The organism is Synechococcus sp. CBW1002 (genome assembly GCF_015840915.1).
Lineage (GTDB): Bacteria > Cyanobacteriota > Cyanobacteriia > PCC-6307 > Cyanobiaceae > CBW1002.
Window position 1 is genome coordinate 114,119 of sequence record NZ_CP060398.1, and the last position, 24,284, is coordinate 138,402.

The window sequence follows — 24,284 nt, forward strand, 5'->3', positions numbered from 1 at the left end:
CGAGACCTTGACCGGCCTGGGCGAAGGCTGTGCGGTGAGCCCTGGCCCGAAGTGAGACGCCAGGGGCCCCGCTTGTACCGCGTCATGGATCAGGAGGGCAATGTGACGATGCTCGAAGCCACCTCCCTGGGAACGGCGATGATGATCGCGGAGGAACGGCTGGGCATTCACGCCGACCTGCTGCATATTTCGCCCGTTTCCGGTGGTCCGGAAATCATGTGAACGGCCACGGGCTGATCGCTTCGTTCTCAGCGCGGCCAGTCGCGCAGGGTCAGGCCCAGTGCATCTCCATCGCCACGGCACCCTCCAGGCTCTTCTTCACCGGGCAGGCCTCCGCCGCGCGGCGCAGCACCGCCCGGGCGGAATCCTCCAGCTCCGTCGGCAGGTTGATCCACACCTCCAGCTTCTCGATCCTCCGCGCTCCCGTGGTGGTCATGCTCTTCTCCACCCGGGCGGTGGCGCCCTCGAGAGGCCAGCCATGCCGCTCGGCTGTGATCCCCATGATTGTGAGGATGCAGGTGGCGAGCGCGGTGGCCACCAGATCGGTGGGGGAGAAGCACTCCCCCCTCCCCTGGTTGTCGGTGGGGGCATCGGTGGCCAACTCCATGGTGCTGGGTTCATGCAGGGCCTGGCAGCGCAGGCCGCCCTCGTAACGGCAGGCGATCGAAGTCATCGGATCAAAGTCGGTAGGGTCGCAGTCTGCGGTGAATTCCTCCGATGCAGGGCACCCTGTCCACGACCATCCTCCTGGGGGTCCTGAGCGAGCCTGAGCAGGGGTCGGCCGTGGTCGCGCTCTCCAGGGCCATCCAGCTGTCGGTGGCGCCGGTGTTTCTGCTCACCGGCATCAGTGGCCTGCTCAACACCTTCACCGGCCGGCTGGCTCGGATCATCGACAGGACCCGGGTGATGCAGGAGACCCTGGAACGGGGCGGCGGCCAGCAGGCGGACACCCTGACCAAGGCCCTGAAGGTGCAGCACCGCCGCACCTTCCTGATCAACCGCGCCATTCTCTGCAGCAGCATCAGCGCCTTGCTGGTGGCGGGAGTGGTGGCCGTGCTGTTCATCAGCACCGTGGCCGCCCTCGACCTGGCGGCGATCGTGGTGCCCGCCTTCGTGTTGGCGATGCTGGCGCTGATCGTGGCCCTGCTGCTGTTCCTGGTGGAGGTGCAGCTGGCAATCGGCCAAAACCCCCGCCGCTATTACTGAAACTGCCAGATCAGCCCAGGGACCATCCCTCAGGCCACCGTGAGGCGATCACGCCCCTGCTCCTTGGACAGATAGAGCGCCCCATCGGCCATGGCGAGGGCTGCATCGAACGGGAGAGGTTGATCTGGATCGGCCACGAACAACCCAGCGCTGATGGTCACACCCCCGTCCGGGGCCAACCCCTGGAGATCCAGAACCTTGACCTGGCTGCGGATCCGTTCACCGATCCCCAGAGCCATGGCCGGATCAATCTGGGGGAGCACCACCAGAAACTCCTCTCCACCGAGGCGATACACAGCATCTCCCTCTCGCACGGCCTTGGTCATGACAGCAGCCACCTTCTTCAGCACCTGATCACCGGCCGCATGGCCGAAGCTGTCGTTGATCCGCTTGAAGAAATCGATGTCGAACGACAGGAGGGCGTAGGCACCGCTGGGCTGGTCATCTTCAAGGGCCCGTCGATTGGTCAGGCCCGTGAGCGAATCGGTTGTGGCCTGTTGCTTGAGCTCAAGCATGCGCAGACTTGATTAGGTAGCAAGCTCCGCGCTCCTCAGGAGGTGCTCGGGTCGTGCGGTGCAGAGACAGACCGCCTGGAGCACTTGATCGGTCATCTCTTCCAGCTTGAAGCGGTGATTGAAGCGGAAGCTGAAAGCGCCCAGGTAGCGATCAGCGTACTTGTCAAAGCGCAGGGCATGAAACGTTCCGCTGAAACTGGTTTTCAAGTTACTAATCACGGTGTTGATCCACCGGAACTCAGGCAGATCCTTCGGATGCCGCCCCTTCACTGTCGTGGGGTGATGAATACAGCCCACCTCTGCCACGGCACGGAAGCAGGCCAGCCCATCGGAGATCACCTCGCATCCTTGAGCCAAGGAGCTCTGGGCCCAGTCTGCGATTGCCACGAAGGAGAAGGCTTTGACCTTCGAGACCTTCACATGAATGGGGTGGCCGTCCTCGTCCAGTGAGACAGCTGCCACGATTGGGACCTTGTTTTCCGATCCTCGACCTGCCTTGCCACCATTGCATTCACCACCAAAGTAAGCATCATCCAGCTGCACTTTTCCATGTAGGACGCATGCTTCCTCTTGCTCGCTCATCGCTTGGATGATTTTATTGTGCATCAACCACGCCGTGCGGTAATTCACCCCGAGTTGCCGCATCAGAGCCAGGGAGGACGTACTGCTCTTTGCCTGGCCAATTAGGTAAAAGGCGAGGAACCAGATCGTGAGAGGCAACTTCGTGGCCTCCATGACTGTTCCAGCAGTGAGCGTTGTCTGATGGCGGCACTGTCGACACTGATACCGCTTGTGGCGGCGTCCATAGACAAGGCCATGCTCCTTCTGTCCGCATCGAGGACAGCGGAATCCCTCCGGCCAGCGAGCTGCCTCTAGAGCAGCCTCGCATTTCTCCTCGGTGCCGTAGAGATCCATGAACTGGGGCACGGACATTCCAGGCTGGAATTGGATTCGGTTCACGGCCATGGCGTCGCCCCTGGTACGTAGGTACCACTCTAGGCCCGTCCGGGCTGGCTGCGGCGCTTGCTACCTAATCAAGTGCGCAGATGATCCTGATGCTCCTCCACCACACCATCAATCCACGACTGAAGAGATGGAGTGATGTCCTTCAGCATCCTCAGAACATCCTCATCCACAGGGATCTGGTCGTCGATCAGCAGCGACAGCTTCGTCGGAGGTTGGGTGCTGAGCTCCACCTGCTCCCAGCTCGGCGGCGGCCCTTCCAGCCGCGGTTCCGGTGGTGTGCCACTCCAGCTGGTCCACCCCTGATCAGGCAGGTCAATCGAGAGCACGCAATCGCGGACTCCGCGGATACGCTGCAGCACCAGCTTGAGGGTGACCAGCATCTGGGTAGGGGCGGCCTGGGACAGGAGCACCTGAAACAGGCGGCTACGGGCCTCGGCAATGCGCAATAAGCGCTTCAGATCGATATCGGCATCCGCCAGGGCGAAGATGCCGCACTCCAGAGCCTTGAGCCGGCTGAAGGCCTCCTCCACCAGCGGGCCAGGCACGACATGGCCGTGCTGGGGGGCGATCATGGCGATCTGGGGCCAGCGCTGCTGGACCCGGGTCAACCCAGCCGACAGCAGCTCCGTGCTGGGCATGTAGTGCTGATGAAAGGGCTTGGCACTGGCGATCAGAACATCAAGGTCCCGGCAGATCAGATTGGCGGCATCGGGGACAAAGCCGCCGAACAGATCGGAGGAGAACAGAATCCTGGAGGCCGTGTCATACGACACCATCGCTCCAGGGAAGTGCAGATAGGGCGTGAGCTGAAACTCAAGAGCTCGATCCCCTTCCAGAGGCAGACGCCAATTCTGTTCCTCCACAAGATAATAATCAAAACGGTGGCCGTAATGGCGCAGAAGCGCCATCGCCCGCCATTCGGTGACCACCTGAATATCCGGCCGGCTGAGGCGCTCGGACAACATCGGCAGGGCCGCCGCGATATCAGGATCGCAGTGGTGACAGACCAGATAACGAATCGCACTCAGGTCGTCGATCCGGGCCACCTTGGCCAGGGTGGTCTCGATCGTGAGCGGCGAGCCCGGGTCAATCAGAACCCCATTGTTGCCATTGCGCAGGTAATAGGCATGGCACTGGAAGCGGTCGTCCGGCAGGCGACGCCCGACCCACCACACATCGGGAGCCAGTTCGATCGGGGCATCGGAGCAATCAGCAGGCTCGTTGCTCCCATGAAAAGGAAGCACTGAAGTCTCCCGTCGATCCAACTGTGACGGCTCGAAGTCGATGATCACAATCAGATCGGTAGAGGCAACAAGAGGATGAGAGAACGCTAGTGCAGATCAGGCATAACAGCGGCCGAACCCTGGCCAGCGGCAGCCGCGAGTTGGCGGCAGCACTGATCAAAGGCAGCAGTAGGATCCTCGGCGGCCGTGATCGGTCGGCCGATCACCAGCTGGCTGGAACCGGCCGCAATCGCTTCTGCCGGACTCCAGACCCGCTGCTGGTCCCCCGCCGCGGCTCCCGCCGGCCGGATCCCCGGGGTGACCAGAGCGAAAGGTACCGGGTAGCGCCGCCGCAAAGCCTCCACTTCCAGCGGAGAGCAGACACAGCCGCCGAGACCGGCCGCGACGGCCAGTTCAGCGAGGCGGGGCACGTAGGTGGTCAGGGGCTCCTCGATCGCCAGCTCAGCAGCGAAGCGAGCGGCATCCCAGCTGGTCAGTACCGTGACCGCCAGCAGGGTGGGTTGGGGCAGACCCGCCTGCTCGGCAGCCAGGGTGGCGCCGGCCTGGGCGGCGGCCAGGGCATCGCCGCCGGCGCAGGCATGCACGGTGATCAGCTCGGCGCCGAGGCGAGCAGCGCTGCGGCAGGCGCCTGCCATGGTGGCGGGGATGTCGTGGAACTTGAGATCGAGAAACACCCGAAGCCCCCGATCACGCAGCTCGGCGATCACCGCAGGGCCGGCGGCAGTGAACAGCTCCAGCCCCACCTTCACCCAGCGCAGCTCCGGAATCCTCTCCGCGAAGCTGAGGGCCTGGGTGCCATCCATGCCGTCGAGGGCCACGATCAGCTGATCGGCAGCAACCTGATCGGCCGGCGAGGGAACAGGAGAGGTCATCCGGCCACCAGACGGCGGAAGGTCTTCTTGCCCAGCTGCAGCACCTTGCCATCCAGCACGGCTGTATCAGCGAACTCCTGGTTGGGATCGGCCAGCTTCTGGCCGTCGAGCCGCACCCCACCGCCCTGAATGGCGCGGCGCGCCTCGCTGCTGCTGGCGCAGAGTCCCACCGCAGCAAGCAGATAGAAGGCCCTGGCCGGGAAGTTCACCGCCGCCAGCGACGCCTCCGGCACTTCGGCATCGGCTGCGCCACTGCCGGCGGCCCCGGCCACCAGGCGCGCGGCATCCGCCTGGGCCTGGGCCGCCGCCTCGGCGCCGTGGCGGGCCCGGGTGATCTCCAGGGCCATCGCCCTCTGGCGTTCGCGCGGGTTAGCCGGCAGGGCAGCCAGATCGGAATCGGTCAGAAGAGTGAGGTAGGCGTCCACCACGGCATCGGGCACCTTCTCCAACTTCGAATACATCGTCAACGGATCGTCCCGCAGGCCCACCGTGTTGCCCAGGCTCTTGCTCATCTTCTGCACCCCATCGAGGCCCGGCAGGATCGGCAACAGCAGCCCGAACTGGGGCCGCTGGCCAAAGTGGCGCTGCAGATCGCGGCCCATGGCCACATTGAACTTCTGGTCGGTGCCGCCCAGCTCGAGATCGGCCTGTACCGCCACCGAGTCGTAGCCCTGCAGCAAGGGGTAGAGAAATTCATGCAGGGAGATCGGTGTGCCGGAGCCGTAGCGGTTGGCAAAATCCTCCTTGGCCAGCATCTGCCCAACCGTGCTGATGCCCAGCAACTCGATCACCTGGGGCAGATCCAGTCCCGCCAGCCATTCGCTGTTGCGGCGCACCTCCAGCCGACCCGGCGTCTCGAAATCCAGCAGGGCCCGTTCCCTCGGCTGCCCCTGACCCAGCTGTTCGAGATAGGTGCGGGCGTTGGCCTCCACCGCCTCGGCGTCAAGCTGCACCCGCGTGCTGCTCTTACCGGTGGGGTCACCAATGCGGGCGGTGAAGTCGCCGATGATCAACACGGCCGTATGGCCCGCATCCTGAAAGGCCCTCAGCTTGCGGAACAGGATGCTGTGCCCCAGGTGGATGTCGCTGCCGGTGGGATCGATCCCCAGCTTCACCCGCAGGGGACGGCCAGCGGCCTCAGCCTCAGCCAGGCGAGATCCGAGCAGCTGATCGGGATCGGCGGCGGCGCTGCCGGCCGGGAAGAGATCCACCAGCCCACGCTGAAGCCAGCCGGGAAGCGCCATGGTCTCCCCCACTGGCATGGCGCCAACCCCTTGCATGGCTTCAAACCCTGCCTCAGCCATCCTGCTCCCCGTTGCCAGACCGCGGCGGATCGTAGGCAGGCGCGGGCCGCGCTCAGGCGGACTGCGGGATCAGACGGGCTGCGAATTCAGGCCGTCTGATCGAGTTCGCGTTTCATGCGTTCGAGGGTCTGGTGCATCTGCTCAAACATCACTTCGGGGGTGAGGCCGAATTGGCCGAGCTGGGTGCGCAATTGCTCCACGGTGAGCTTGGCCTGGAAATCCTCCGAGAGCTCGAAGCGTTTCATGAACACGCGATAGCGGTCCATCAGCTCTTCCATGCGATCGATGTAGAGCTTCTTACCAGCCCGGTCGAACTTGCCGTAGTCACTGCCCAGCTGCATCAGCTGCTGGTAATCACTGAACAGACGGCGGGCCTCGTCCTGAACGATCTCGGAGTCGAAGAAGGCCATGGCCGAGCCCGTTGACGCATTGGCGACGATTCTGGGGTCCCCCCGTTCCCCCTCGGAGGTGCGGATCCACGCACACACAGGTTCAGCGAAACGCCACCGAGGCCTGACAGCGGCTCAAGCGCGATTCAGCATGCCGCCATCGACCAGCCCACCCAACCGTTCTGTGCCGGTCGCCGTTCAGGAGCTCCGCCACCCGTGGATTTCACCCCGCACCTGCCGCGCCTGCAGAACCCTGACCTCAGCAGCCTGGAGGTGATCCGTGGCCGCAGAGCCGTGGTCGCCATGGGGAGCCCGGCCCTGCTCACGTTCTTCTGCCACTACCCCTCACAGCTGCGGATCACCGGAGCGGCCACCACCGCCCAGGAAGTTCTTGATTTGCTGATCAAAAACAAGCCCCACGTGCTGATCGCCACCGACCATCTGGAACACGGCTGTGGCATCGACCTCGTGGTGCAGGCCAAGCAGCTCCAGGCGAAACTGCGGACCCTGCTGATCGCCACCCAACCCCAACGCAGCCAGCGCCTCAAGGCGGCGATAAAGGCTGGATGCAACGGCATCTGTCTCGAATCACGCATCGGGTTCGGCACGCTGCGTGCGGCGATCGGTGCGGTGCGCGGCGGCGGGGTCTACATCGATTCCGGCCTGGCCGATCTGTTCAGGCAGGTCCATGCCGACCACACCCCTCTGCGGCCCATCACCCAGCGCGAGACCCAGGTGCTCACCCTGGTGACGCAGGGCCACTCCAACCCGGAGATCGGCGCCCAGCTGTTTCTGTCGCCGGACACCGTGAAAAGCCATATCCAGAACCTTCGCCACAAACTGCAGGCGCGCGATCGCACCCATGCCGCTGTGATTGGCCTCTGCCGGGGGCTGGTGCCCTGGCCAGACACCTGAAGTCCGTCAGGCGAGATCAGATTCAATGACCTGGCTCGGGCAGGGGGGCCACCGCTAACTTCTGAGCCGTACCGCGCCCGGATCCGCATGGCCAAGGGCCACTGGCTCGATCCCCTGGCCCGCCGTCTGCTGGAGGCGACGGGCCAACTTCCTGCCGTACCCGAGCGTGAACCTAATTCCGGCGGCGGCATCAGGCCCCTGGGCCGGGCGCTGGACATCACAGCGGATCGCATCCGAGCCGTGGCGGCCTGGCGCACCCCCGAGCAGAAGGTCTCACCAGACCACCGCCTCACCCCCGGTGACGACAAGCAAGACCTCGGCGTTCAGGAGGCAGAGCAACAGGAAGCCGTGGAGCGGGAACTACTGGCCTTGCGGTTGGCCCAGAACCCCGCTTTGCGTCTGCAGGGGGCAGACGAGGTGCGACGGGCCGCCGCCCTCGGCTGGCGGCTGGACGTGAACCGGGCCACGGCCGCCGACTGGCTGCGGCTGCCGGGCTGCAGCCCGAACCATGTGGATCTGCTGCTGCGCCTCCAGGCCAGCGGGGTTCAGCTCAGCGGCCCTGATGACCTGGCCAACCTGCTGGAGCTGGAGGCGGCCACCATGGCGACCTGGGTCCCCCTGCTGGACTTTCGCTGGTACAGCGACGCCCCTGCCGTACCGGCCACACGCCCGCTTGAGATCAACCAGGCCAGCGCCGCTGAGCTTCAGCGCGATCTGGGGCTGAGCGAGGAGCGCTGCGGGCGCCTGCTGCGCGAACGCTCCCGGCTGCCGTTTCAGGACCTGGCCGATCTGCAGCTGCGGTTGCAGTTTCCCCCCGCCCTGCTGGAGGGCTGGATCGGCCGGGTCCGGTTCAGCCCCGGTCCCGCCGGGCCCAGTCTGTTCAAGCCCCTCAGCCAGCACCGCAAGCCGCGATGAGCAGCCGCGGCCAGCCACGCCAGGGGGAATTGTTCGCCGGCACGCCGGCCTCCATCACAGGCCTCTCGGCCGCGACCAATCCGGCAAGACCGGACACCCTGCCGCTGTTACGCCGCCAGATCCTCGCCTGGCAAGGGGCCCTGGCGGCCCACCAGCAGCCCCTGTTCAGCGCCACCGCCGCGGGCCTGGATCCCACCGCCCAGCAGGGCCTCCTGTTCGGCCCAGCGAGTCAGCCTCAGCGGCTGGCTGGCCAGCTGGATCCGCTCAGCCTCACGCCCCAGAGCCTGTCGTTCTGGCGCTGGCCCAGCAGCTCCCACCAGGGTGCCGCCGTGTATCTGGTGATGGACCGGCCCGCCGAAGCCCCCTGCCCCCTGCTGCTCTACGTGGGCGAAACCAGCCGCGCCGACCGGCGCTGGAAGGGGGATCACGACTGCAAGAGCTATCTCAGCACCTACGGCGAGGCCCTGCGCGCCGCCGGCCTGCAACCCCAGCTGAGCATCCGCTTCTGGTGCGACGTGCCCGCCACGACCGCAGCCCGACGCGCCGTGGAGCAGGCCCTGATCCAACAGTGGCTGCCACCGTTTAACAAGGAGACGCGCGAGCGCTGGAGCACCCCATTCACCGCCCTGCAGGACTGAGAGCGCCCAGTTGAGCTGGCTACGATCGCGGCCACGCCCGTCTGATCCGCATGCAGTTTCGTTGCCTCCCCGCAACCTCCGCCACCCCCCTCGGCGACTGGAGCGGCGACACCCTGGTGCTGGGGTTGCTCGCGGGAGATGACGGGCAGCCGTTGCTCGGACCGCTGGAAGCCCTGCTTGGCGCTGGCCTGCGACAGCGGCTGGAACAACGGGCCTTCAAGGCCAAGCCAGCGGAGGTGCTCGCCTTCGAACGGGTGGGCGTCGAGCCGGCAGCCGTGGTCGTGGTGGGGCTGGGCGAGGCGGAGGGATTCAATCTCGATGGCTTGCGCAGCGCCGTCGCCAAGGCCGCCCGCACCGCGGCCGCTTCCGGTGGTCGCCACCTCGGCCTGGCCTTCCCCCTGACCAGCCTGCCGGCCGAGACAACCCCCGCCATCGCCGCAGCGGCAATGGCCGAGGCCGTGCGGCTCAGCCTCTACGCCGACCAACGCTTCCGCAGCGAGGCCGAACCCAAGCCCCGCCCGGACACGGTGACCCTGATCGGCCTGGATGACGCGGCCGATACCGCCCTCAGCCGCGTGGGGGCAGTCTGCGCCGGCGTGGAGCTGGCCCGTGAACTGGTGGCCGCGCCCCCCAACGTGGTCACCCCCCAGGCTCTCGCCGACGCGGCCTTGGCCATCGCCGAGGCCTATGGCGCCGAGCTGAAGGTGCTGGAGCGGAGCGACTGCCAGGCCCTGGGCATGGGGGCCTACCTGGGCGTGGCCCAGGGCTCGGATCTGCCGCCCAAGTTCATCCACCTCACCATCCGCCCCGAAGGCGACATCCAGCGGCGCGTGGCCCTGGTGGGCAAGGGGCTCACCTTCGACTCAGGCGGCTACAACCTCAAGACGGGCGGATCCCAGATTGAGATGATGAAGTACGACATGGGCGGCAGCGCCGCCGTGCTGGGGGCAGCGCGTGCCCTTGCCGAGCTGCGGCCCGCGGGGGTGGAGGTGCATGTGATCGTGGCCGCCTGCGAAAACATGATCAGCGGTGGTGCCGTCCACCCCGGCGACATCGTCACCGCCTCCAACGGCAAGACGATCGAGATCAACAACACCGATGCCGAAGGGCGGCTCACCCTGGCGGACGCCCTGATCTACGCCTGCAAGCTGGAACCGGATGCCGTGGTGGATCTGGCCACCCTGACCGGGGCGTGCGTGATCGCCCTGGGGGAGGAGATCGCCGGTCTCTGGTCGACCAGCGATGCGCTCGCCGCAGCCCTGCTGCAGGCCGGCCAGGTGGGCGGCGAGTCCTTCTGGCGCATGCCCCTGCGGGCTTCCTATCGCAGCGGCCTCAAGAGCCCCGTGGCCGACATGAAGAACACCGGTCCGCGCCCCGGCGGCTCGATCACTGCCGCCCTGTTCCTGCAGGACTTCGTGACCAAGGATCTGCCCTGGGCCCACCTCGATATCGCCGGCACGGTCTGGAGCGACAAGGGGCGGGGCATGGATCCGGCCGGGGCCACCGGCTTCGGGGTGCGCACTCTGGTGCAATGGGTGCAGGCGGGGGCCACCGCCTAGTGTGCCGTCCCGGAGATCTGCGAGCAAAGTCGCTGGAGCTTCTCCAGGATTGAATCCGCTGTGGCCGTCCAGTTGAACGGCGCCTTGGTCTTGTTGTAGGCCGCCACGAATTGCTCGATCTTGGAGATCAACTCCTTGACGCTGGAGAAGCTGCCGCGTCGGATCGCCCGCTGGGTGATGATCCCAAACCAACGCTCCACCTGGTTGATCCAGGAGGCGTAGGTCGGTGTGTAGTGCACGTGGAAGCGGGGCCGCTGCGCCAGCCAGGCCCTCACCTTGGCGTGCTTGTGGGTGCAGTAGTTGTCGACGATCAAGTGGACATCAAGCTCCTCGGGGACCGACTTCTCGATCTGGCGCAGGAACCCCAGGAACTCCTGATGCCTATGGCGGGGCTTGCATTGGGTGATCACCTCGCCTGTTGCCACATCCAGAGCAGCGAACAGCGTGGTGGTGCCGTGGCGGATGTAGTCGTGGGTGACGCCCTCCACGTAACCCAGGCCCATGGGCAACAGCGGCTGGGTGCGGTCCAGTGCCTGGATCTGCGTCTTCTCGTCGACGCAGAGCACCATCGCCTTATCCGGAGGGTTCAGGTACAGGCCGACGATGTCGCGGACCTTCTCCACAAAGAACGGGTCGGTGGAGAGCTTGAACGACTTCTGCCGGTGGGGCTGGACCGAGAAAGTCTGCAGCCAGCGGTGAACGGTGGTTTTGGAGATGCCGGTGGCAGCCGCGAGGGAGCGCGCAGACCACTGGGTGCTGCCATCGGTGGGCTTGGTCTGCAGTGCCCGGTTGATCACCTCCGCCACCGTGTCGTCCTCGTAGGTGCGAGGCCTACCCGGCCGCAGCTCGTCATGCAGGCCCTCCAGGCCCAGCTCCCGGTACCGCTTGCGCCACTTGCCAACGGTCATCCCCGTCAGCCCCATCCGTTTGGCGATGGCGGTGTTGGTCTCGCCGGCACCGCAGGCCAGCACGATCTGAGCGCGCTGCACGATCGAATGCGGCAACGACCGGGAATTTGCAAGGGCCCGCAACTGCTGAACCTCGTCCTCGCTGAGGACCAGCGGAGGCATCGGACGACCAAGCGCCACAAGGCACCTCGGGTGACACTCTCGATTCTAGCTGTTATTTCCGGGACGGCATACTAGGTTGTAGCCCTTGAAGCCGGATTCCCAGCCCCATGGCCGCTCAGAAGATCCGCTGGTACGCCAAAGCGCAACTGGGGGTGCTGATGCTCCCGGCGGGCCTGTGCCTGTTCGGCGAAGCGGTGATCCGCAAGGGCATCCAGACCCTGGCGGCCTCGGCCAAGACTGTGGACACCATTGCCGATCCAGGCCCCTGGTTCTGGTATGGCACCTTCGGCCTGATCCTGATCAATGCCGGCGTGGGCCTGATGATCGAAAGCGGACTGCTGCGGGGCTACCCGCGCCAGCCCCGGCCTGAGCAGCGGAACTGAAGCCGCAGGGGCGGCCTGTGGACCAGGCCGCCGGAACGTTGAAGTCGACCTGGACCGTTGAACCAGTCAGGCCGCCATGGCGGCCCGTCCGGGACGGGGGTTACGGAGCTGCTGCCGCAGCAACTCGGGAGATTCGAGCGCATGGATCTGCCAGCGAGCCCGCTCGCCGCAAGTGGCCAGCAGACGATCAAGATCGTCGGCCGCCTGCTTCGGGCTCTCGTAGGGCCCGATATGCCGGGTCTGCAGACCGTCTCGAATGGTCAGCAGATACATGGGCTGCTTCGGACGAATATGGCCAAACCCTAACCGCAGCAGGCCTGGATGGGAAGGGTGGAAACACCTGCCCGCCAGCGTCTGCGCTTCAGCGGGAGCTCCAGGCCGAAGAGCCACGGGCTCGCTTGCCCCACACGGCATCCAGGCGGCGGTCGCGGCCGCAGGACCAGCGGTAGTAGTTGTATTTGACCGCATTGCGATCGGCATAGTTCTGGTGGTAGCCCTCCGCCGGCCAGAAGCGCTGCAGCGGCTTGATCTCCACCTTCAGGGCCGAGACCGGCCGGCCCAGCTCTGCGGCCGCCGCCTTGAGGCTGGCCTGGGCAAGGTTGGCCTGCTCCGCCCCTTTGGTGAAGATCACCGGCCGGTAGGAATCACCGCGATCGCAGAACTGGCCGCCCCGGTCGAAGGGGTCCACATTGCGCCAGAAGGCGCGCAGCAGGGTGGCGTAACTGATGCGCCGATCATCGAAGCGCACCAGAACGCTTTCCTGATGTCCCGTGCCGCCGGCGGACACCCTTTTGTAGGTGGGCTGGGCCAGGGAGCCACCGCTGTAGCCGCTCACCGCCTCCAGCACACCTGGCTGAGTTTCGAGATCGTGCTCCAGGCACCAGAAGCAGCCTCCCGCGAACACGGCCTCCTGGGTGGCCGCCTGGGCCATTGGTGGAGCGATCGTGAGGCTGCAGCCCCCCAACACCAACGACAGCAGAACGGCAATCAGACGCACGGCGCCACAACAGGCAAAGTTCGCCTCAGGATCGCGCACGCTCAGCCGGGTTGCGGGATGCCTGAAGGGCCGCTCGGATGCGTTCAGGCCGACACGGGGAGCGGCGGGCTTCCCTGGGGGATCTGATCGAGGATGGCCACGGCAGCCCGGCGGGTCACGCCCGGCTCCCCGAGGGTGCGACGCAGCCGCCCATAGCCTTCCAGGAGACGCTGGCGGGCCTCGCTGTCAGGATCCAGCAGGATCTCCGCCTCGCGGATCAACGCGTCACAGCTGAAGTCCTCCTGCAGCAGCTCCGGCACCAGACGCTCCTGGAGCACCAGATTCACCGGCGAGATGTGGGGAACGTTGAAACGCAGCAGGTGCTTGGCCACCGCGGCGGTGACGCGGCTGACCCGGTAGACCACCACCTGCGGCACCCCCCGCAGGGCCAGCTCCAGGTTGGCCGTGCCGGATTTGGTGAGGGCCAGATCGGCCGCGGCACAAAGGGCAGGCTTGAGCGCATCGGCCTCGCAGGCGGGAATGACGCGGGCCCGCAGCCCCTCAATCCTGCAGGCCTCCTCCAGCAATGGCTCGAAGCCAGGCAACCCAGTTGACACCAACACCTGCAGATCAGGATGGCGCCGCTGCAGCTCCGCTGCCGCCGCCGCCATCTCCGGTAGCAGGTAGCGCAGCTCCTGGCGGCGGGAGGCGGGCAACAGAAGCAGCACCGGCACCGTCTCCGCCAATCCCAGCAGACGACGGGCCTCCGCACGGCCAGGCTGGCTGCCAAGGGTGTCCAGCAGGGGATGGCCCACCCAGGTGACCCGGGCACCGTGCTCGGCATAGAAGCGGGCCTCCTCAGGGAAGATCGCCAGAATCCGATCGCTGAAGCCGATCAACCGGGTCGTCCCCCCGTCCCCCAGTCGAAACGCCCACTCTTGGGGAGCGATGTAATAGGTGATCGGCACCTGGGGCCTGTCGCGCTTGAGCCGCAGGCCCAGATTCACGTTGGCACCCATGTAATCGATCAGCACCACACCATCGAGGGGATGGAGACGAAGCCACTGCCGCAGGCGATGCTGCAGACGCAGGGTGGGCCAGATCAGCGGCACCGCCTCCCACAGCCCGATCGCGCCGAGAGAGGCAGTATCCGCCAACAGCTTGGCACCGGCGCGGCGCATGCGGTCACCACCGAGGGCCACGATCTCGAGATCAAGCCCTCGTTCAGCAGCCTCCTGATGCAGGGCCTGGATCAACAGCGACCCCTGCAGATCGCCAGACACCTCCCCGGTGCTGATCAACAGACGCGTCATCAGCGCTGCGCCGGCAGGGGGCCGCGGCGGCCCGGGCCGATCGAGGCCTCCAGGAAGTCGCAGAGTTCCCTTGGCGCCCCCAGCAGGGAGAGCTGCCGCGCAGCCTTGAGGGCCTCCGCCAGCACCCGATCGCTGCGGTAGATCAGGGTCCAGATCTCCTGGAGCTGCCGCAGCTGAGCACCGTCGTCGTGATCAGCCAGGCCACTGCGCCGCAGGCCGACACGATTGAGACCGCGCACCCGACCGGGATGTCCCTCCACCATCATGAAGGGCGGCACATCCCTGTCGATGCGGCTCATGCCACCCACCATGGCGAGCTTGCCGATGTGCACGAACTGGTGGATGCCGAGCACGCCGCCGATCACGGCCCGATCGCCGATCTCCACATGACCGGCCACGGCCACACCATTGGCGATCACGATCCGGTCCCCAAGCACGCAGTTATGGCCGATGTGGCTGTACGCCATCAGCAGGTTGCCGCTGCCGAGACGGGTGCATTCCTGGCCCGCCGTGGCGCGGTTGATGGTGACGCACTCCCGGATGGTGTTGTCGTCACCCATGACCACCTCGGTGGGGTCGCCGGAGTACTTGAGGTCCTGGGGCTCGAGGCCGATGCAGGCACCGGGGAAGATGCGGTTGCGAGCTCCCAGCCGCACCCGTCCGTCGATCACCACGTGGGGACCGACGCGGCAACCCTCGCCGAGCTGCACGTCCGGACCGATCACGGCATAAGGACCGATCTCGACCCCTTCCCCCAACTGGGCCCGGGGATCCACCACGGCCGTGGGATGGACCAATGTCGCCATGGCTGAGCTGGTCATGCCGATCAGTCCACCAAGGAGAACATCAGTTCACCGGAACAGACAAGTTCACCATCGACCGTGGCCTCAGCGCGCACCTTGCCGAAACGCTTGCGCTTCAGGGCCAGCAGTTCGCAGGTGATGCGCAGCTGATCGCCGGGAACCACAGGCCTGCGGAAGCGCACACCATCAATGCCCGCGAACACAAACAGCCCCTTGGGCAGATCCGGCATCTGGGTGACGATCAGGCCACCCACCTGGGCCATGGCCTCCACGATCAGCACCCCGGGCATCAGCGGGCGCCCGGGGAAGTGGCCTTGAAACTGGGGCTCATTGATCGTGACGTTCTTGATCGCCACGGCTCGTCGGCCGGGTTCGTGCTCGATGACGCGATCCACCAGGGCAAAGGGATAGCGGTGCGGCAGCAGACCCTGGATCTGCTCGCTGCCGAGCACAACGGACGTGGAGGCGAGAGCGGACAAGGAGGGAAGGAGCAGCGGGCGTGAGGATGGATCAGGCGGCAACGGAAACCGCCCTGGCGAGGGCGGCAGCGAGGGCCGTGTGCAGACCGTGGGAGCCGCGGTAAGCAAACACCTGGGCGCGGGGGAGTCCCGCCAGGGCCAGATCCCCCAGCAGATCCAGGAGCTTATGGCGCACAGGCTCGTCGACGAAGCGCAGCGGCGGGTTGAGCCACGTGTCGCCATCGCAGACCAGGGCGTTGTCGAGATCACCACCACGGATCAGGCCGGCGGCGCGCAGCTGGTCCACCTGATCACGGAAGCCGAAGGTGCGCGCTGGAGCGACCTCGCGCACGAACACCTCTGGTGTGAGCGCCACGGAGAACACCTGGCGACCGATGGCCGCCTGGGGGAACTCGATGGCGGCACCCACATGCAGGCGTTCGGCCGGCAGGGCCACCGCAAACCCACTGCCCTGCTGCAGGGTGATCGGCTCACGGGGCGCGGGAGCCCAGGTCGGGACCGCGACTGGGGCAAGCCCCGCCTCGGCGATCGCCTCCACCCAAGGCATGGCGGAACCATCCAGCACGGGGATCTCCTCACCATCCACCAGGATTTCAGCCTGAGTGATTCCTGTTCCAGCCAGGGCTGCCAGGAGGTGTTCCACGGTGGCGAGTCGCTCGCTGTTCAGGCGCAGGGCCGTGCACAGCTGCGTCTCACACACCTGGGAAGGATGCAGCGCCAGGCTGGGTCGCGCCGGATGCTGAAGCCAGCCAACCCGGTAACCGGGCTGCTCCGAAGGCCGCAGTCGCACACGGCCCTCAGCACCACTGTGAAGACCAACACCGGAGCGCTCGATGCTGCTGGCCAGGGTCCAGCCATGGTCGTAATCGGAAGGCCAGATCCCCATCAGAACTTCCAGCCCACACCCAGGTTGAAGCGCCAATCGCCGGTGAAATCCTGGCTGGCCACCTCCAGACGGAGCGGCCCCACCGGCGTGGTGACGATCAGGCCCGTACCGACCGAGAAGCCGCTGCCGGGTTTACTGAGCAGGCCGCCGGGGTTGCCCGGCACATTGGCCTGACTGCCGAAGGTGGTGCCGCCATCGACAAACAGCTCGCCACTGATAATGCTGAAGATCGGGAAGCGGTATTCGATCGTGGCCTCACCGAAGCTGCGGCCCACGCCCAGATCACAGTCGTAGTAGCCCCGCACCGAGTTGGAGCCACCAACACAGAAAGCTTCGTAGGGAGGTAGCTGACCAATGTTAGTGCCGGCACTGAACTGGAAGGCGAGAGCCTGCTTGCAATCGGCGGTTTCACCGGCCTTGGGGCGGCAGCCCTTATACAACTTCAGCCAGTTGACGGGGATGAAGTGGGTGTAGCTGGCCCGCACCCGATTGAAGGTGGGGGAATCGGGACCCACCGAGAAAAACTGTTCACTGGCCAGGCTGAGAAAATTCCCCGAAGTGGGATTACGGGGATCATTGAGGTTATTCATCGTGGCAGCCACGCGGACCCCAACCAACTGATTCTGGTTGGCACAATTGTAAGAGAGGCAGATAATATCGTCGGTTGGAGCCTTGCTATTGTTGTTCTGCAACGATTGCTGGGCCACACCAAACACACGCGAATCGCCTGAGAAGTTGATCGGCGAGACCTGCTGGATATTGAGACCAAGCACGACACTCCAGGGAGCTCGCTTGAAGGGGTTGCCTCCATTAAGCGGACGAATCACCTGGAGATTTCCACCGATCCGCTGGATCAGGACGGTGTTGCCGGAGTAGTCGAACCAGCTGGTTCTCGGATCGGCATTTTCAGCGTCGTTAACTGAATCGAACGTCTTCCCCTGAGGGTTCTTCCTCGAATCGATATTGTAGGCCACCTTCGTGCCGGGAGCCTCATAGAAATCACGCACGCTAAAGATATTGCCGTTGTTCTGACTCTGGAACACCTGCGGCACATCCCGGCTGATGAACAGCCGCCCGCGGAAAGCCGTTCGGTATTTGTCACCCTTGATCCAGGGATCGGTGAACGAGATGTCAGCAAGTCCACCGAACTGGCCATAGGTGAAGTTGAAGGCCAGATCCCAGGCACGGCCGAACAGGTTGGAGTCCTGCACCTGGATCTGGCCGAACACCCCCTGGCTCTGGCTGTAGCCCAGGCCGCCCGAGAGGGAACCTGTCGACTGCTCGACAATGCCAAGCACGATCACCACCTCCCCCGGCTCAGCCGGCACCGGCTTGAGGGTCACCTTGACATCACTGAACAGGCCAGTGGCATAGATGCGCTTGATGTCATCTTCAAGATTGCGGCGGTTGAAGACATCCCCCTGCTTGAGGGAGATCTCCCGGGTGACCACCCAGGGCTTGGTCTTGCCGCGGATCGGTTCACCCTTGTCGTTGGTGGCGGAGCCCTCCTTGTTGAGGAACTGCACCTCCACCCCACCGACACTTCCCTCGCGCACCATCAGCTCCACCACCCCCTCGGGACTCACCCGACCGGGGCCGGTGATGCGGGCCAGGGAGTAACCCTGATCGGCATACCACTTCTGCAGGTCCTGCATGCGGCCCTGCAGGGTGTTGAGGTTGAGGGTCTTGCCGTAATCAGCCGCGAAGGTGTCCTGAACCACCTCCGCCGGCAACTTGGCCGTGCTGGGTTCGATGGTTACTTTCTCCAGCACCGGGTTGGCGGTGACCAGCACCACCACCCTCACCCCCAGCGGGCCATCCACGGGCTGGATCCGCACATCCGAGAACCAGCCACTGGCATAGATGGCGGACAGATCGGTCTGGAGCTCGCTGCGGGTGACTCGGCTGCCTGGGGTGGTGGCCATGGCCGCATAGGCGGCAAGTTCGAGCCGTTCGCGCTCGGGATGGTTTTCAAGGCCCTCAATCACCACCTCGCTGATCAACACGCGTGGCTCACTGGGATCGGCAGGAGCCGCGGTGGTGCCCTGCGGAAACCCAGGAGCAGCTCCGTCGGCGGGCATGGGAACCGCATCGGCGGGAAGGGCGTCGGCGGGAATCGGGAAGCCCCCTCCACCCTCTGGGGTTTCGGAGCCATCCTCTGGGGTCTCGGCCGAACGTTCAGTGGGTGTTGTGGACCCTTCAGGGGTATCGGAGGACTGCGGCCGGTCCTCCTCAGAGGTCGTGGCGGCAGGCACCTGTTCCTCCTGGGCAGGCGCCACCTGAGCGATGCGACCGGCCTCCTTCACCTCAGCGGGAGGACGCTCCCCTGCGAGCACACCGGCAGGAACCGCCAGGGCGAGCGCCATCAGGGGGAGGGTGGCGGTAATGCCAGGCAGGCCTGCCATGGTGTCGGGTACGGAGCGGCCAGGCCGCAAATTGGGCTGACCTTACCGGTAGAAGCGCGGTGAAGGACAGACCCCTTGGACCCGTTTGAGGACCTCCCCGTAGGCCTCGATCACGCCACCGAGGTCGCGGCGGAAGCGATCCTTGTCGAGGATCCGCTCATCACTGGGGTCCTCACCACCGGCGCGGAGGTCCCAGAGGCGGCAGGTATCCGGACTGATCTCGTCGGCCAGCAGCAGGGTTCCATCGGCCGCCAGGCCCAGCTCGATCTTGAAATCCACCAACTGCAGATCTGCCTCGAGGAACAAGGTCAACAGGACGTCGTTGATGCGACGGGCCAGAGCTTCGATCGCCCGGCGCTGCTCGGGAGTCACCAACTCCAGCCGTTCCAGCCGGGCTTCGGTGAGCAAGGGATCACCCAGGGCATCGTCCTTGTAATAGAGATCCAGCAGGGCCGGTTGCAACGGCGTGCCAGCCGCGATCGGCATCTGCCGGCACAGCGAACCGGCGGCCAGGTTGCGGAGCACCACTTCCAGCGGGATCACATCAACCGGCCGCACCAGCATCCAGCGGTCTTCACCCACGCCGCGGTAGTGGGTCGGAATCCCGGCCGCGTCCAGCCGCTCGAAGATCAGGGCCGAGATGCGGCAGTTGAGCGAGCCCTTGCCCTGCAGGGAGGCTTTTTTCTGGGCGTTGAACGCCGTGGCGTCGTCCTTGAACTCGACCGCGACCAGATCGGCCTGGTCGGTGGCAAACACCCGTTTGGCCTTGCCTTCGTGCAACAGGGCCCCGAGGGAGTAGGCAGTCATGGCTGGGGAACAGCGGGCTCAGCCGGATCCTGCCCGGTCGCCGGGACAGGATTCGGCTGGACTGCTGCGGCTGGAGAGGTGGTCGTCGGCTGGTGCCCTCCCGGATCGCGAGGGGAACGCAGCTGGCGCTCCAGCTGGCGGCTGCGGTCGCTGGCGGCGGGATCCTGGCGGCGCAGGAGCCATTCGCCATAGGCGTCGTCGATGCGGCCACTGAGGCGCAGCCGCCGTTCAATCGCACGGCTGGGATCGCCACCCGGCTCTGCCTGAAGCCTGGCCTGATCATCGAGCAGCTGGGTCACCAGCCCCCAGGCCCCCGCCGCCGCCGCCTGCTCCAGGGCCCGCTCGTACAAACTGTCCCGCTCCGCCAGGGGAAGGGTCTCGAGCAGGGCAGCGGCCTGTTGCAGCCGCGACGCGGTGGCAACGCCAGGCACCCGCGAGGCCAGCAGCACCTCGGCGGCCTGGCGGCGACGTCCCTGGGCGATGTAGTGCTCGGCCAGCTGATCCAGAGCCACGCGGGTGGTGGTGGTGCCGTCCGCGGCCTGTTTCACCGGCAGCAGCACGGCCTCGAGGCGAGCCGCATCACCGGCCGCCAGCCGCCAGAGGGCCTCGGCGGCGCGGCGGTGATCCAGGCCAGCGTTGGCGGCGCGCCACTGCAGCAGGAGCCACTGCTGCCGTTCGCCACCGGCAGCGGGTCCGAAGCGATCCAGCACCGCCAAAGCCTGCTGGGGGGCCCGGCAGCTGATCAGCACATGGGCGTTGGCCAGCACCACCGCCAGGGGCTGAGGCGCCGGATGGAGGGTCATCAAGCGGGTGTGAAGCTGGCGCACCCGCGCATCGTCCCCCAGATCCAGCAGGGTGAGACAGGCCTGCTCGATCTGCTCGAGGCTGCCCTTCTCCAGCAGCAAGGCAAAGACCTCGGGCGGGTAGGGCTGGGGAGGCACCCCCGGGGTGGCAGCAGCGGCAGGGCTGGCGGCCGGCGCGCTGGCAGCGGGCGGGCTGGCAGGACTGACCGCAGACGGATTGACTGGAATGACCGCTGGAGCCAAGCCCCGGGAAGCAGCACTGGCCGGGGGGATGGCGTCTGCCGCAGCAGCCCTGCTGATCCCCAGGCAGGCGCCGGCCAGGCAGAGCCCGATCAGGCTGGACAATGGCGACCGGCCAGCCGGCATGTTGATGGAGACGGCCGTCGCGGCCAAGACTGGCTCACAACCTAAGGGCACTGCCCCCAACCCGCTCCCCTCGCCATGCTCGACCCGGCCGCGCCGCCCTCCCCCACTGCACCCACCGCGGCAGGCAGGACGCCCCGGCGGATCCTGGTGGTGGGCGGCGGCGGCCGCGAGAACGCCCTCGGCTGGGCCCTGGCCCGCTGTGCCGGGGTGGAGGCCGTATGGGTGAGCCCCGGCAACGGCGGCACCGCCGAGCTGGAGGGCTGCCGTCAACTGGCGGTGGCCGAGACCGACCATGAAGGCCTGCTGCAAGCCTGCGCGAAGCACGCGGTCGAGCTGGTGGTCGTGGGGCCTGAGGCTCCCCTGGCTGCGGGGCTGGCGGATCGGCTGCGCGGCGCCGGGCTGGCGGTGTTCGGCCCCGGCGCCGATGGCGCCCTGCTGGAGGCCAGCAAGCGCTGGGCCAAGACCCTGATGCAGGAGGCCGGCATCCCCACCGCTGGCCACTGGAGCGCCACCAGTGCCGCTGAGGCCCTGTTGGTTCTGGAGCAGCAGAACCGTCCCCTGGTGGTCAAGGCCGATGGCCTGGCCGCGGGGAAGGGGGTGACGGTGGCCGAAAGCGTGGCCGAGACCCGCGCCGCGATCGAGGAGGCCTTTGCCGGACGCTTCGGCGAGGCGGGCACCTGCCTGGTGCTGGAGGAGCGGATGAGCGGCCCGGAGGTTTCGGTCTTTGCCCTCTGTGACGGCGAGAGGATGGTGTTGCTCCCCCCTGCCCAGGACCACAAACGCATCGGTGACGGGGACACCGGGCCCAACACCGGCGGCATGGGCGCCTATGCGCCGGCCCCCCTGCTCGATGCCGCCGCTCTGGAGGCGGTTCGCCACCAGGTGCTGGAGCCCACCCTGGCGGCCCTGCGCCAGCGTGGCATCAACTACCGGGGCGTCATCTACGCCGGGCTGATGCTGACAGCGGAGGGGCCGAGCGTGATCGAATACAACTGCCGCTTCGGCGACCCGGAGTGCGAAACCCTGATGCCCCTGCTGGGTCCGGAACTGGCGGCGGTGCTTCTGGCCTGCGCCGAAGGCTGCCTGGAGGCAGCCCCCAGCCTCACGATCGCGCCGCACTGCAGTGCCTGCGTGATTGCTGCCGCCGGGGGCTATCCGGGCACGGTGCGCCAGGGCGATCCGATTGAGGGTCGGCCCGCCGCGGATCCGCACCGGCAGCTGTTCCATGCCGGCAGCCGCCGCGATGCGGACGGCCTCTGCCGCACCAGTGGCGGCCGGGTGCTGGCCATGGTGGCCCAGGCCGACGACTTCGACACCGCCTTCGAGCTGGCCTATGACGGACTCGCCCAGGTGCACTTTGAGGGCATGACCTTCCGCCGCGACATCGGTCATCAGGTCCGGCAGCGCTGATGGCGGAATCGATGCCCAGCTCCTTGCCGAACACCAGTCCTCACTCCTGGCAGCAACGCCTGGCCCGCTGGTGGGCCGAGTTCAGTCTGCAGACCAAGCTGCTGGCGGTGGCCACCCTGGTGGTGAGCCTGCTGATGACAGGCATCACCTTCCTCGCCCTCAACGGCATCCAGCGTGATGCCCGCATGAGCGACACCCGCTATGCCCGTGACCTGGGCCTGCTGCTCTCGGCCAATGTGACACCTCTGGTGGCCGAGGGCAACGACCGGGAACTGGCGCAGGTGTCGGAACGCTTCTGGCGCTCCAGCCGCAGCCTGCGCTACATCCTCTTCGCCGATCCCGAAGGAGTGATCTACCTCGGCATTCCGATCGGCAACGGCAGCGGCAACGGCGACCAACTGCTGACCCGCCGCCTGGAGCTGCCCGCCGATATCCAGCGCCGTCCGGACAATCCCCTGGTCCGCCAGCACCTCACCCCCGACGGTCGGGTCACCGACGTGTTCGTGCCGATGGTGAACGACGGCCGGTATCTAGGAGTGCTGGCTCTGGGCATCAACCCCAACGAAACCCTGCTGGCCAGCGCCGCCCTGACCCGGGAGGTGACCGTGGCGGTGTTCATCTCGATCTGGGTGCTGGTGATCCTCGGTGCCGTGTTCAACGCCCTCACGATCACCCAGCCGGTGAAGGAACTGCTCCGAGGCGTGCGTCTGATTGCCAGTGGCACCTTTGAGGCCCGTATTGCGCTGCCGGTGGGTGGCGAACTGGGTGAATTGCTGAATGGCTTCAACACCATGGCGTCCCAGCTGGAGGCCTACAAAGCCGCCAACATCGAAGAGCTCACCGCGGCCCAGGTGAAGCAGCAGTCGCTGATCGCCACCATGGCCGATGGGGCGGTGCTTCTCGATGCCGAAGGCCGGATCGTGCTGGCCAACCCCACGGCCCGGCGTCTGTTCCGCTGGGAAGGGCGCAGCCTGGAGGGCAACGACCTGGAGCGGGAGCTGCCGGAGCGGTTGGCGGTTGAACTGCACGCCCCGCTCGAAAGCCTGATCGGCAACCAGCGCGACAGCACCGATGTTCGCTGCAGCTTCGGCGAGCCACCGCGCACCCTGCGGATCGTGTTGCAATCGGTGCGGGATGCCAGCGGTGAGAGCCTCAAGGGCATCGCCGTAACGATTCAGGATCTCACCCGCGAGGTGGAACTCAACGCGGCCCAGAGCCGCTTCATCAGCAACGTCTCGCACGAACTGCGCACGCCCCTGTTCAACATCAAGAGCTACGTGGAAACCCTCCACGATCTCGGCGATCAGTTGAGTGAAGCCGAGAAGCGCGAATTCCTGGGCATCGCCAACGACGAGACCGATCGGCTGACCCGATTGGTGAACGATGTGCTTGATCTCTCCCGGCTCGAATCCGAGCGGGTCTGGACCCTGGAGCCGCTGGAACTGCCGCCGGCGATCGAGCAGACCCTGCGCACCTACCGCCTGAACGCCGAAGATAAGGGGGTTAATCTGGCCTTCGAGAGCGATCCAACCCTGCCAAGGGTGCTGGGGAACTGGGACCTGCTGCTGCAGGTGCTCGACAATCTGGTGGGCAATGCCCTCAAGTTCACGCCCAAGGGAGGCGGCCTGATGATCCGAGCCTACCCCTGGCCCGATCTCTGCCAGATCGAACCCGGCGAACCTGGCGAAGAGGAGCATCCCCGTTGCACGCTCACCTCCCCATTGCCGCGGTTGCGGATCGAGATCGCTGATACGGGCTGCGGAATCTCAGAAGCGGATCAGGACCGAATCTTCGACCGGTTCTTTCGGGTGGAAAACGCGGTCCACACCGAAGCCGGCACCGGCCTGGGGCTCTCGATCGTCCGCGGCATCATCGACAAGCACGGCAGCCGTATTCACATGGCGAGCGAGATGGGGACCGGCACCACTTTCTGGTTTGATCTGCCTCTAGAGCACTCTGACGACGACGAACTCAGGGTGGCCGGTGAACGCCGCTCGCTCCTGAATGACAGTCTCGCCGGCCAGGCTGTTCTCACGTCGAACAGCTAAGACAGCCCATTC

General features: G+C 66.2%; 26 protein-coding genes. 9 read left to right on the forward strand and 17 right to left on the reverse strand.

Features of this window, described 5'->3' with window-relative positions; genetic code table 11:
- Positions 1-72 precede the first annotated feature (72 nt).
- Positions 73-222: a hypothetical protein gene (locus H8F24_RS00555; RefSeq protein ID WP_197156717.1), complete on the forward strand. Its 150-nt coding sequence runs from the start codon at positions 73-75 to the stop codon at positions 220-222.
- A gap of 49 nt (positions 223-271) precedes the next feature.
- Here the strand turns inward: H8F24_RS00555 and H8F24_RS00560 are convergent, their stop codons facing one another.
- The gene (locus H8F24_RS00560; protein WP_197156719.1) at positions 272-673 is read right to left on the reverse strand and encodes an OsmC family protein; all 402 of its coding nucleotides are present in this window, start codon (positions 671-673) and stop codon (positions 272-274) included.
- Between the two features lie 44 nt (positions 674-717).
- Here H8F24_RS00560 and H8F24_RS00565 point away from each other — a divergent pair, with 44 nt between their 5' ends.
- On the forward strand, positions 718-1,206 hold the full coding sequence (locus H8F24_RS00565) for a DUF2721 domain-containing protein (RefSeq protein ID WP_197170560.1): 489 nt from the start codon (positions 718-720) through the stop codon (positions 1,204-1,206).
- A 29-nt stretch (positions 1,207-1,235) separates the two neighbouring features.
- Here H8F24_RS00565 and H8F24_RS00570 read toward each other — a convergent pair whose 3' ends face one another.
- The 6 genes from H8F24_RS00570 to H8F24_RS00595 form a co-directional block, all read right to left on the reverse strand.
- Positions 1,236-1,721, reverse strand: a complete 486-nt coding sequence (locus H8F24_RS00570) for a GGDEF domain-containing protein (RefSeq protein WP_197170561.1) — start codon at positions 1,719-1,721, stop codon at positions 1,236-1,238.
- 12 nt (positions 1,722-1,733) lie between these two features.
- A complete protein-coding gene (locus tag H8F24_RS00575) occupies positions 1,734-2,687 on the reverse strand; it encodes an IS1595 family transposase (protein WP_197170562.1) in 954 nt (317 codons plus the stop codon).
- A gap of 68 nt (positions 2,688-2,755) precedes the next feature.
- Complete coding sequence (locus H8F24_RS00580) at positions 2,756-3,931, reverse strand: MBL fold metallo-hydrolase (protein WP_197170563.1); 1,176 nt, start codon at positions 3,929-3,931, stop codon at positions 2,756-2,758.
- An 86-nt stretch (positions 3,932-4,017) separates the two neighbouring features.
- Entirely contained in the window at positions 4,018-4,803 is a 786-nt protein-coding gene (gene pyrF / locus H8F24_RS00585) for an orotidine-5'-phosphate decarboxylase (RefSeq protein ID WP_197170564.1), read from the reverse strand.
- The gene (gene tyrS / locus H8F24_RS00590) at positions 4,800-6,083 is read right to left on the reverse strand and encodes a tyrosine--tRNA ligase (protein WP_370594777.1); all 1,284 of its coding nucleotides are present in this window, start codon (positions 6,081-6,083) and stop codon (positions 4,800-4,802) included. Before tyrS ends, pyrF begins: the two co-directional genes overlap by 4 nt.
- Before the next feature lie 110 nt (positions 6,084-6,193).
- Positions 6,194-6,517 (reverse strand): DUF1825 family protein, encoded by a 324-nt coding sequence (locus H8F24_RS00595; RefSeq protein WP_197156727.1) that lies wholly within the window; start codon positions 6,515-6,517, stop codon positions 6,194-6,196.
- A gap of 195 nt (positions 6,518-6,712) precedes the next feature.
- Here H8F24_RS00595 and H8F24_RS00600 point away from each other — a divergent pair, with 195 nt between their 5' ends.
- The 4 genes from H8F24_RS00600 to H8F24_RS00615 all read left to right on the forward strand — a co-directional run bounded on the left by H8F24_RS00600 (position 6,713) and on the right by H8F24_RS00615 (position 10,523).
- Positions 6,713-7,411 (forward strand): response regulator transcription factor, encoded by a 699-nt coding sequence (locus tag H8F24_RS00600; RefSeq protein WP_197156729.1) that lies wholly within the window; start codon positions 6,713-6,715, stop codon positions 7,409-7,411.
- An 87-nt stretch (positions 7,412-7,498) separates the two neighbouring features.
- Positions 7,499-8,326: a hypothetical protein gene (locus H8F24_RS00605; RefSeq protein ID WP_197156731.1), complete on the forward strand. Its 828-nt coding sequence runs from the start codon at positions 7,499-7,501 to the stop codon at positions 8,324-8,326.
- Positions 8,323-8,964: a GIY-YIG nuclease family protein gene (locus tag H8F24_RS00610; RefSeq protein ID WP_231597998.1), complete on the forward strand. Its 642-nt coding sequence runs from the start codon at positions 8,323-8,325 to the stop codon at positions 8,962-8,964. The genes H8F24_RS00605 and H8F24_RS00610 overlap by 4 nt, the downstream gene beginning before the upstream one ends.
- Positions 8,965-9,014: 50 nt before the next feature.
- Positions 9,015-10,523: a leucyl aminopeptidase gene (locus H8F24_RS00615; RefSeq protein ID WP_197170565.1), complete on the forward strand. Its 1,509-nt coding sequence runs from the start codon at positions 9,015-9,017 to the stop codon at positions 10,521-10,523.
- Here H8F24_RS00615 and H8F24_RS00620 read toward each other — a convergent pair.
- The gene (locus tag H8F24_RS00620; protein ID WP_197169690.1) at positions 10,520-11,611 is read right to left on the reverse strand and encodes an IS630 family transposase; all 1,092 of its coding nucleotides are present in this window, start codon (positions 11,609-11,611) and stop codon (positions 10,520-10,522) included. The two genes, H8F24_RS00615 and H8F24_RS00620, sit on opposite strands and share 4 nt — an antisense overlap.
- An 89-nt stretch (positions 11,612-11,700) precedes the next feature.
- Between H8F24_RS00620 and H8F24_RS00625 the strand changes: the two genes are divergently transcribed.
- Positions 11,701-11,976: a hypothetical protein gene (locus tag H8F24_RS00625; protein WP_197156735.1), complete on the forward strand. Its 276-nt coding sequence runs from the start codon at positions 11,701-11,703 to the stop codon at positions 11,974-11,976.
- A 66-nt stretch (positions 11,977-12,042) separates the two neighbouring features.
- Here H8F24_RS00625 and H8F24_RS00630 read toward each other — a convergent pair whose 3' ends face one another.
- From H8F24_RS00630 to H8F24_RS00670, 9 genes are all read right to left on the reverse strand, one after another.
- On the reverse strand, positions 12,043-12,249 hold the full coding sequence (locus H8F24_RS00630; RefSeq protein ID WP_197156737.1) for a hypothetical protein: 207 nt from the start codon (positions 12,247-12,249) through the stop codon (positions 12,043-12,045).
- An 88-nt stretch (positions 12,250-12,337) separates the two neighbouring features.
- On the reverse strand, positions 12,338-12,907 hold the full coding sequence (gene msrA / locus H8F24_RS00635) for a peptide-methionine (S)-S-oxide reductase MsrA (RefSeq protein ID WP_197158880.1): 570 nt from the start codon (positions 12,905-12,907) through the stop codon (positions 12,338-12,340).
- A gap of 149 nt (positions 12,908-13,056) precedes the next feature.
- A complete protein-coding gene (lpxB, locus tag H8F24_RS00640) occupies positions 13,057-14,265 on the reverse strand; it encodes a lipid-A-disaccharide synthase (RefSeq protein WP_197170566.1) in 1,209 nt (402 codons plus the stop codon).
- The gene (gene lpxA, locus H8F24_RS00645; RefSeq protein ID WP_231597999.1) at positions 14,265-15,086 is read right to left on the reverse strand and encodes an acyl-ACP--UDP-N-acetylglucosamine O-acyltransferase; all 822 of its coding nucleotides are present in this window, start codon (positions 15,084-15,086) and stop codon (positions 14,265-14,267) included. The genes lpxB and lpxA overlap by 1 nt, the downstream gene beginning before the upstream one ends.
- Before the next feature lie 5 nt (positions 15,087-15,091).
- Positions 15,092-15,589: a 3-hydroxyacyl-ACP dehydratase FabZ gene (fabZ, locus tag H8F24_RS00650; protein WP_370594657.1), complete on the reverse strand. Its 498-nt coding sequence runs from the start codon at positions 15,587-15,589 to the stop codon at positions 15,092-15,094.
- The gene (lpxC, locus tag H8F24_RS00655) at positions 15,579-16,433 is read right to left on the reverse strand and encodes a UDP-3-O-acyl-N-acetylglucosamine deacetylase (protein WP_197170567.1); all 855 of its coding nucleotides are present in this window, start codon (positions 16,431-16,433) and stop codon (positions 15,579-15,581) included. The genes fabZ and lpxC overlap by 11 nt, the downstream gene beginning before the upstream one ends.
- Positions 16,433-18,799, reverse strand: a complete 2,367-nt coding sequence (locus tag H8F24_RS00660) for a BamA/TamA family outer membrane protein (protein ID WP_197170568.1) — start codon at positions 18,797-18,799, stop codon at positions 16,433-16,435. Before H8F24_RS00660 ends, lpxC begins: the two co-directional genes overlap by 1 nt.
- Positions 18,800-18,880: 81 nt before the next feature.
- A complete protein-coding gene (gene purC / locus H8F24_RS00665) occupies positions 18,881-19,645 on the reverse strand; it encodes a phosphoribosylaminoimidazolesuccinocarboxamide synthase (RefSeq protein ID WP_197156745.1) in 765 nt (254 codons plus the stop codon).
- Positions 19,642-20,793: a hypothetical protein gene (locus tag H8F24_RS00670; RefSeq protein WP_197170569.1), complete on the reverse strand. Its 1,152-nt coding sequence runs from the start codon at positions 20,791-20,793 to the stop codon at positions 19,642-19,644. Before H8F24_RS00670 ends, purC begins: the two co-directional genes overlap by 4 nt.
- A gap of 96 nt (positions 20,794-20,889) precedes the next feature.
- Here H8F24_RS00670 and purD point away from each other — a divergent pair, with 96 nt between their 5' ends.
- Positions 20,890-22,224 (forward strand): phosphoribosylamine--glycine ligase, encoded by a 1,335-nt coding sequence (gene purD, locus H8F24_RS00675; RefSeq protein WP_197170570.1) that lies wholly within the window; start codon positions 20,890-20,892, stop codon positions 22,222-22,224.
- An 11-nt stretch (positions 22,225-22,235) separates the two neighbouring features.
- Positions 22,236-24,272 carry a two-component system sensor histidine kinase NblS gene (nblS, locus tag H8F24_RS00680; RefSeq protein ID WP_231598000.1) on the forward strand — a complete coding sequence of 679 codons (2,037 nt, stop codon included), beginning with the start codon at positions 22,236-22,238 and terminating at the stop codon, positions 24,270-24,272.
- Positions 24,273-24,284: the final 12 nt, after the last annotated feature.

Bases quoted from the DNA above. Each gene is read 5' to 3' on its own strand.
- H8F24_RS00560 (WP_197156719.1), bottom strand. From the start codon at position 673: ATGACTTCGATCGCCTGCCGTTACGAGGGCGGCCTGCGCTGCCAGGCC.
- H8F24_RS00565 (WP_197170560.1), top strand. From the start codon at position 718: ATGCAGGGCACCCTGTCCACGACCATCCTCCTGGGGGTCCTGAGCGAG.
- H8F24_RS00570 (WP_197170561.1), bottom strand. From the start codon at position 1,721: ATGCTTGAGCTCAAGCAACAGGCCACAACCGATTCGCTCACGGGCCTG.
- H8F24_RS00575 (WP_197170562.1), bottom strand. From the start codon at position 2,687: ATGGCCGTGAACCGAATCCAATTCCAGCCTGGAATGTCCGTGCCCCAG.
- pyrF (WP_197170564.1), bottom strand. From the start codon at position 4,803: ATGACCTCTCCTGTTCCCTCGCCGGCCGATCAGGTTGCTGCCGATCAG.
- tyrS (WP_370594777.1), bottom strand. From the start codon at position 6,083: ATGCAAGGGGTTGGCGCCATGCCAGTGGGGGAGACCATGGCGCTTCCC.
- H8F24_RS00595 (WP_197156727.1), bottom strand. From the start codon at position 6,517: ATGGCCTTCTTCGACTCCGAGATCGTTCAGGACGAGGCCCGCCGTCTG.
- H8F24_RS00605 (WP_197156731.1), top strand. From the start codon at position 7,499: ATGGCCAAGGGCCACTGGCTCGATCCCCTGGCCCGCCGTCTGCTGGAG.
- H8F24_RS00610 (WP_231597998.1), top strand. From the start codon at position 8,323: ATGAGCAGCCGCGGCCAGCCACGCCAGGGGGAATTGTTCGCCGGCACG.
- H8F24_RS00615 (WP_197170565.1), top strand. From the start codon at position 9,015: ATGCAGTTTCGTTGCCTCCCCGCAACCTCCGCCACCCCCCTCGGCGAC.
- H8F24_RS00625 (WP_197156735.1), top strand. From the start codon at position 11,701: ATGGCCGCTCAGAAGATCCGCTGGTACGCCAAAGCGCAACTGGGGGTG.
- H8F24_RS00630 (WP_197156737.1), bottom strand. From the start codon at position 12,249: ATGTATCTGCTGACCATTCGAGACGGTCTGCAGACCCGGCATATCGGG.
- msrA (WP_197158880.1), bottom strand. From the start codon at position 12,907: ATGGCCCAGGCGGCCACCCAGGAGGCCGTGTTCGCGGGAGGCTGCTTC.
- lpxB (WP_197170566.1), bottom strand. From the start codon at position 14,265: ATGACGCGTCTGTTGATCAGCACCGGGGAGGTGTCTGGCGATCTGCAG.
- lpxA (WP_231597999.1), bottom strand. From the start codon at position 15,086: ATGACCAGCTCAGCCATGGCGACATTGGTCCATCCCACGGCCGTGGTG.
- lpxC (WP_197170567.1), bottom strand. From the start codon at position 16,433: ATGGGGATCTGGCCTTCCGATTACGACCATGGCTGGACCCTGGCCAGC.
- H8F24_RS00660 (WP_197170568.1), bottom strand. From the start codon at position 18,799: ATGGCGCTCGCCCTGGCGGTTCCTGCCGGTGTGCTCGCAGGGGAGCGT.
- purC (WP_197156745.1), bottom strand. From the start codon at position 19,645: ATGACTGCCTACTCCCTCGGGGCCCTGTTGCACGAAGGCAAGGCCAAA.
- purD (WP_197170570.1), top strand. From the start codon at position 20,890: ATGCTCGACCCGGCCGCGCCGCCCTCCCCCACTGCACCCACCGCGGCA.
- nblS (WP_231598000.1), top strand. From the start codon at position 22,236: ATGCCCAGCTCCTTGCCGAACACCAGTCCTCACTCCTGGCAGCAACGC.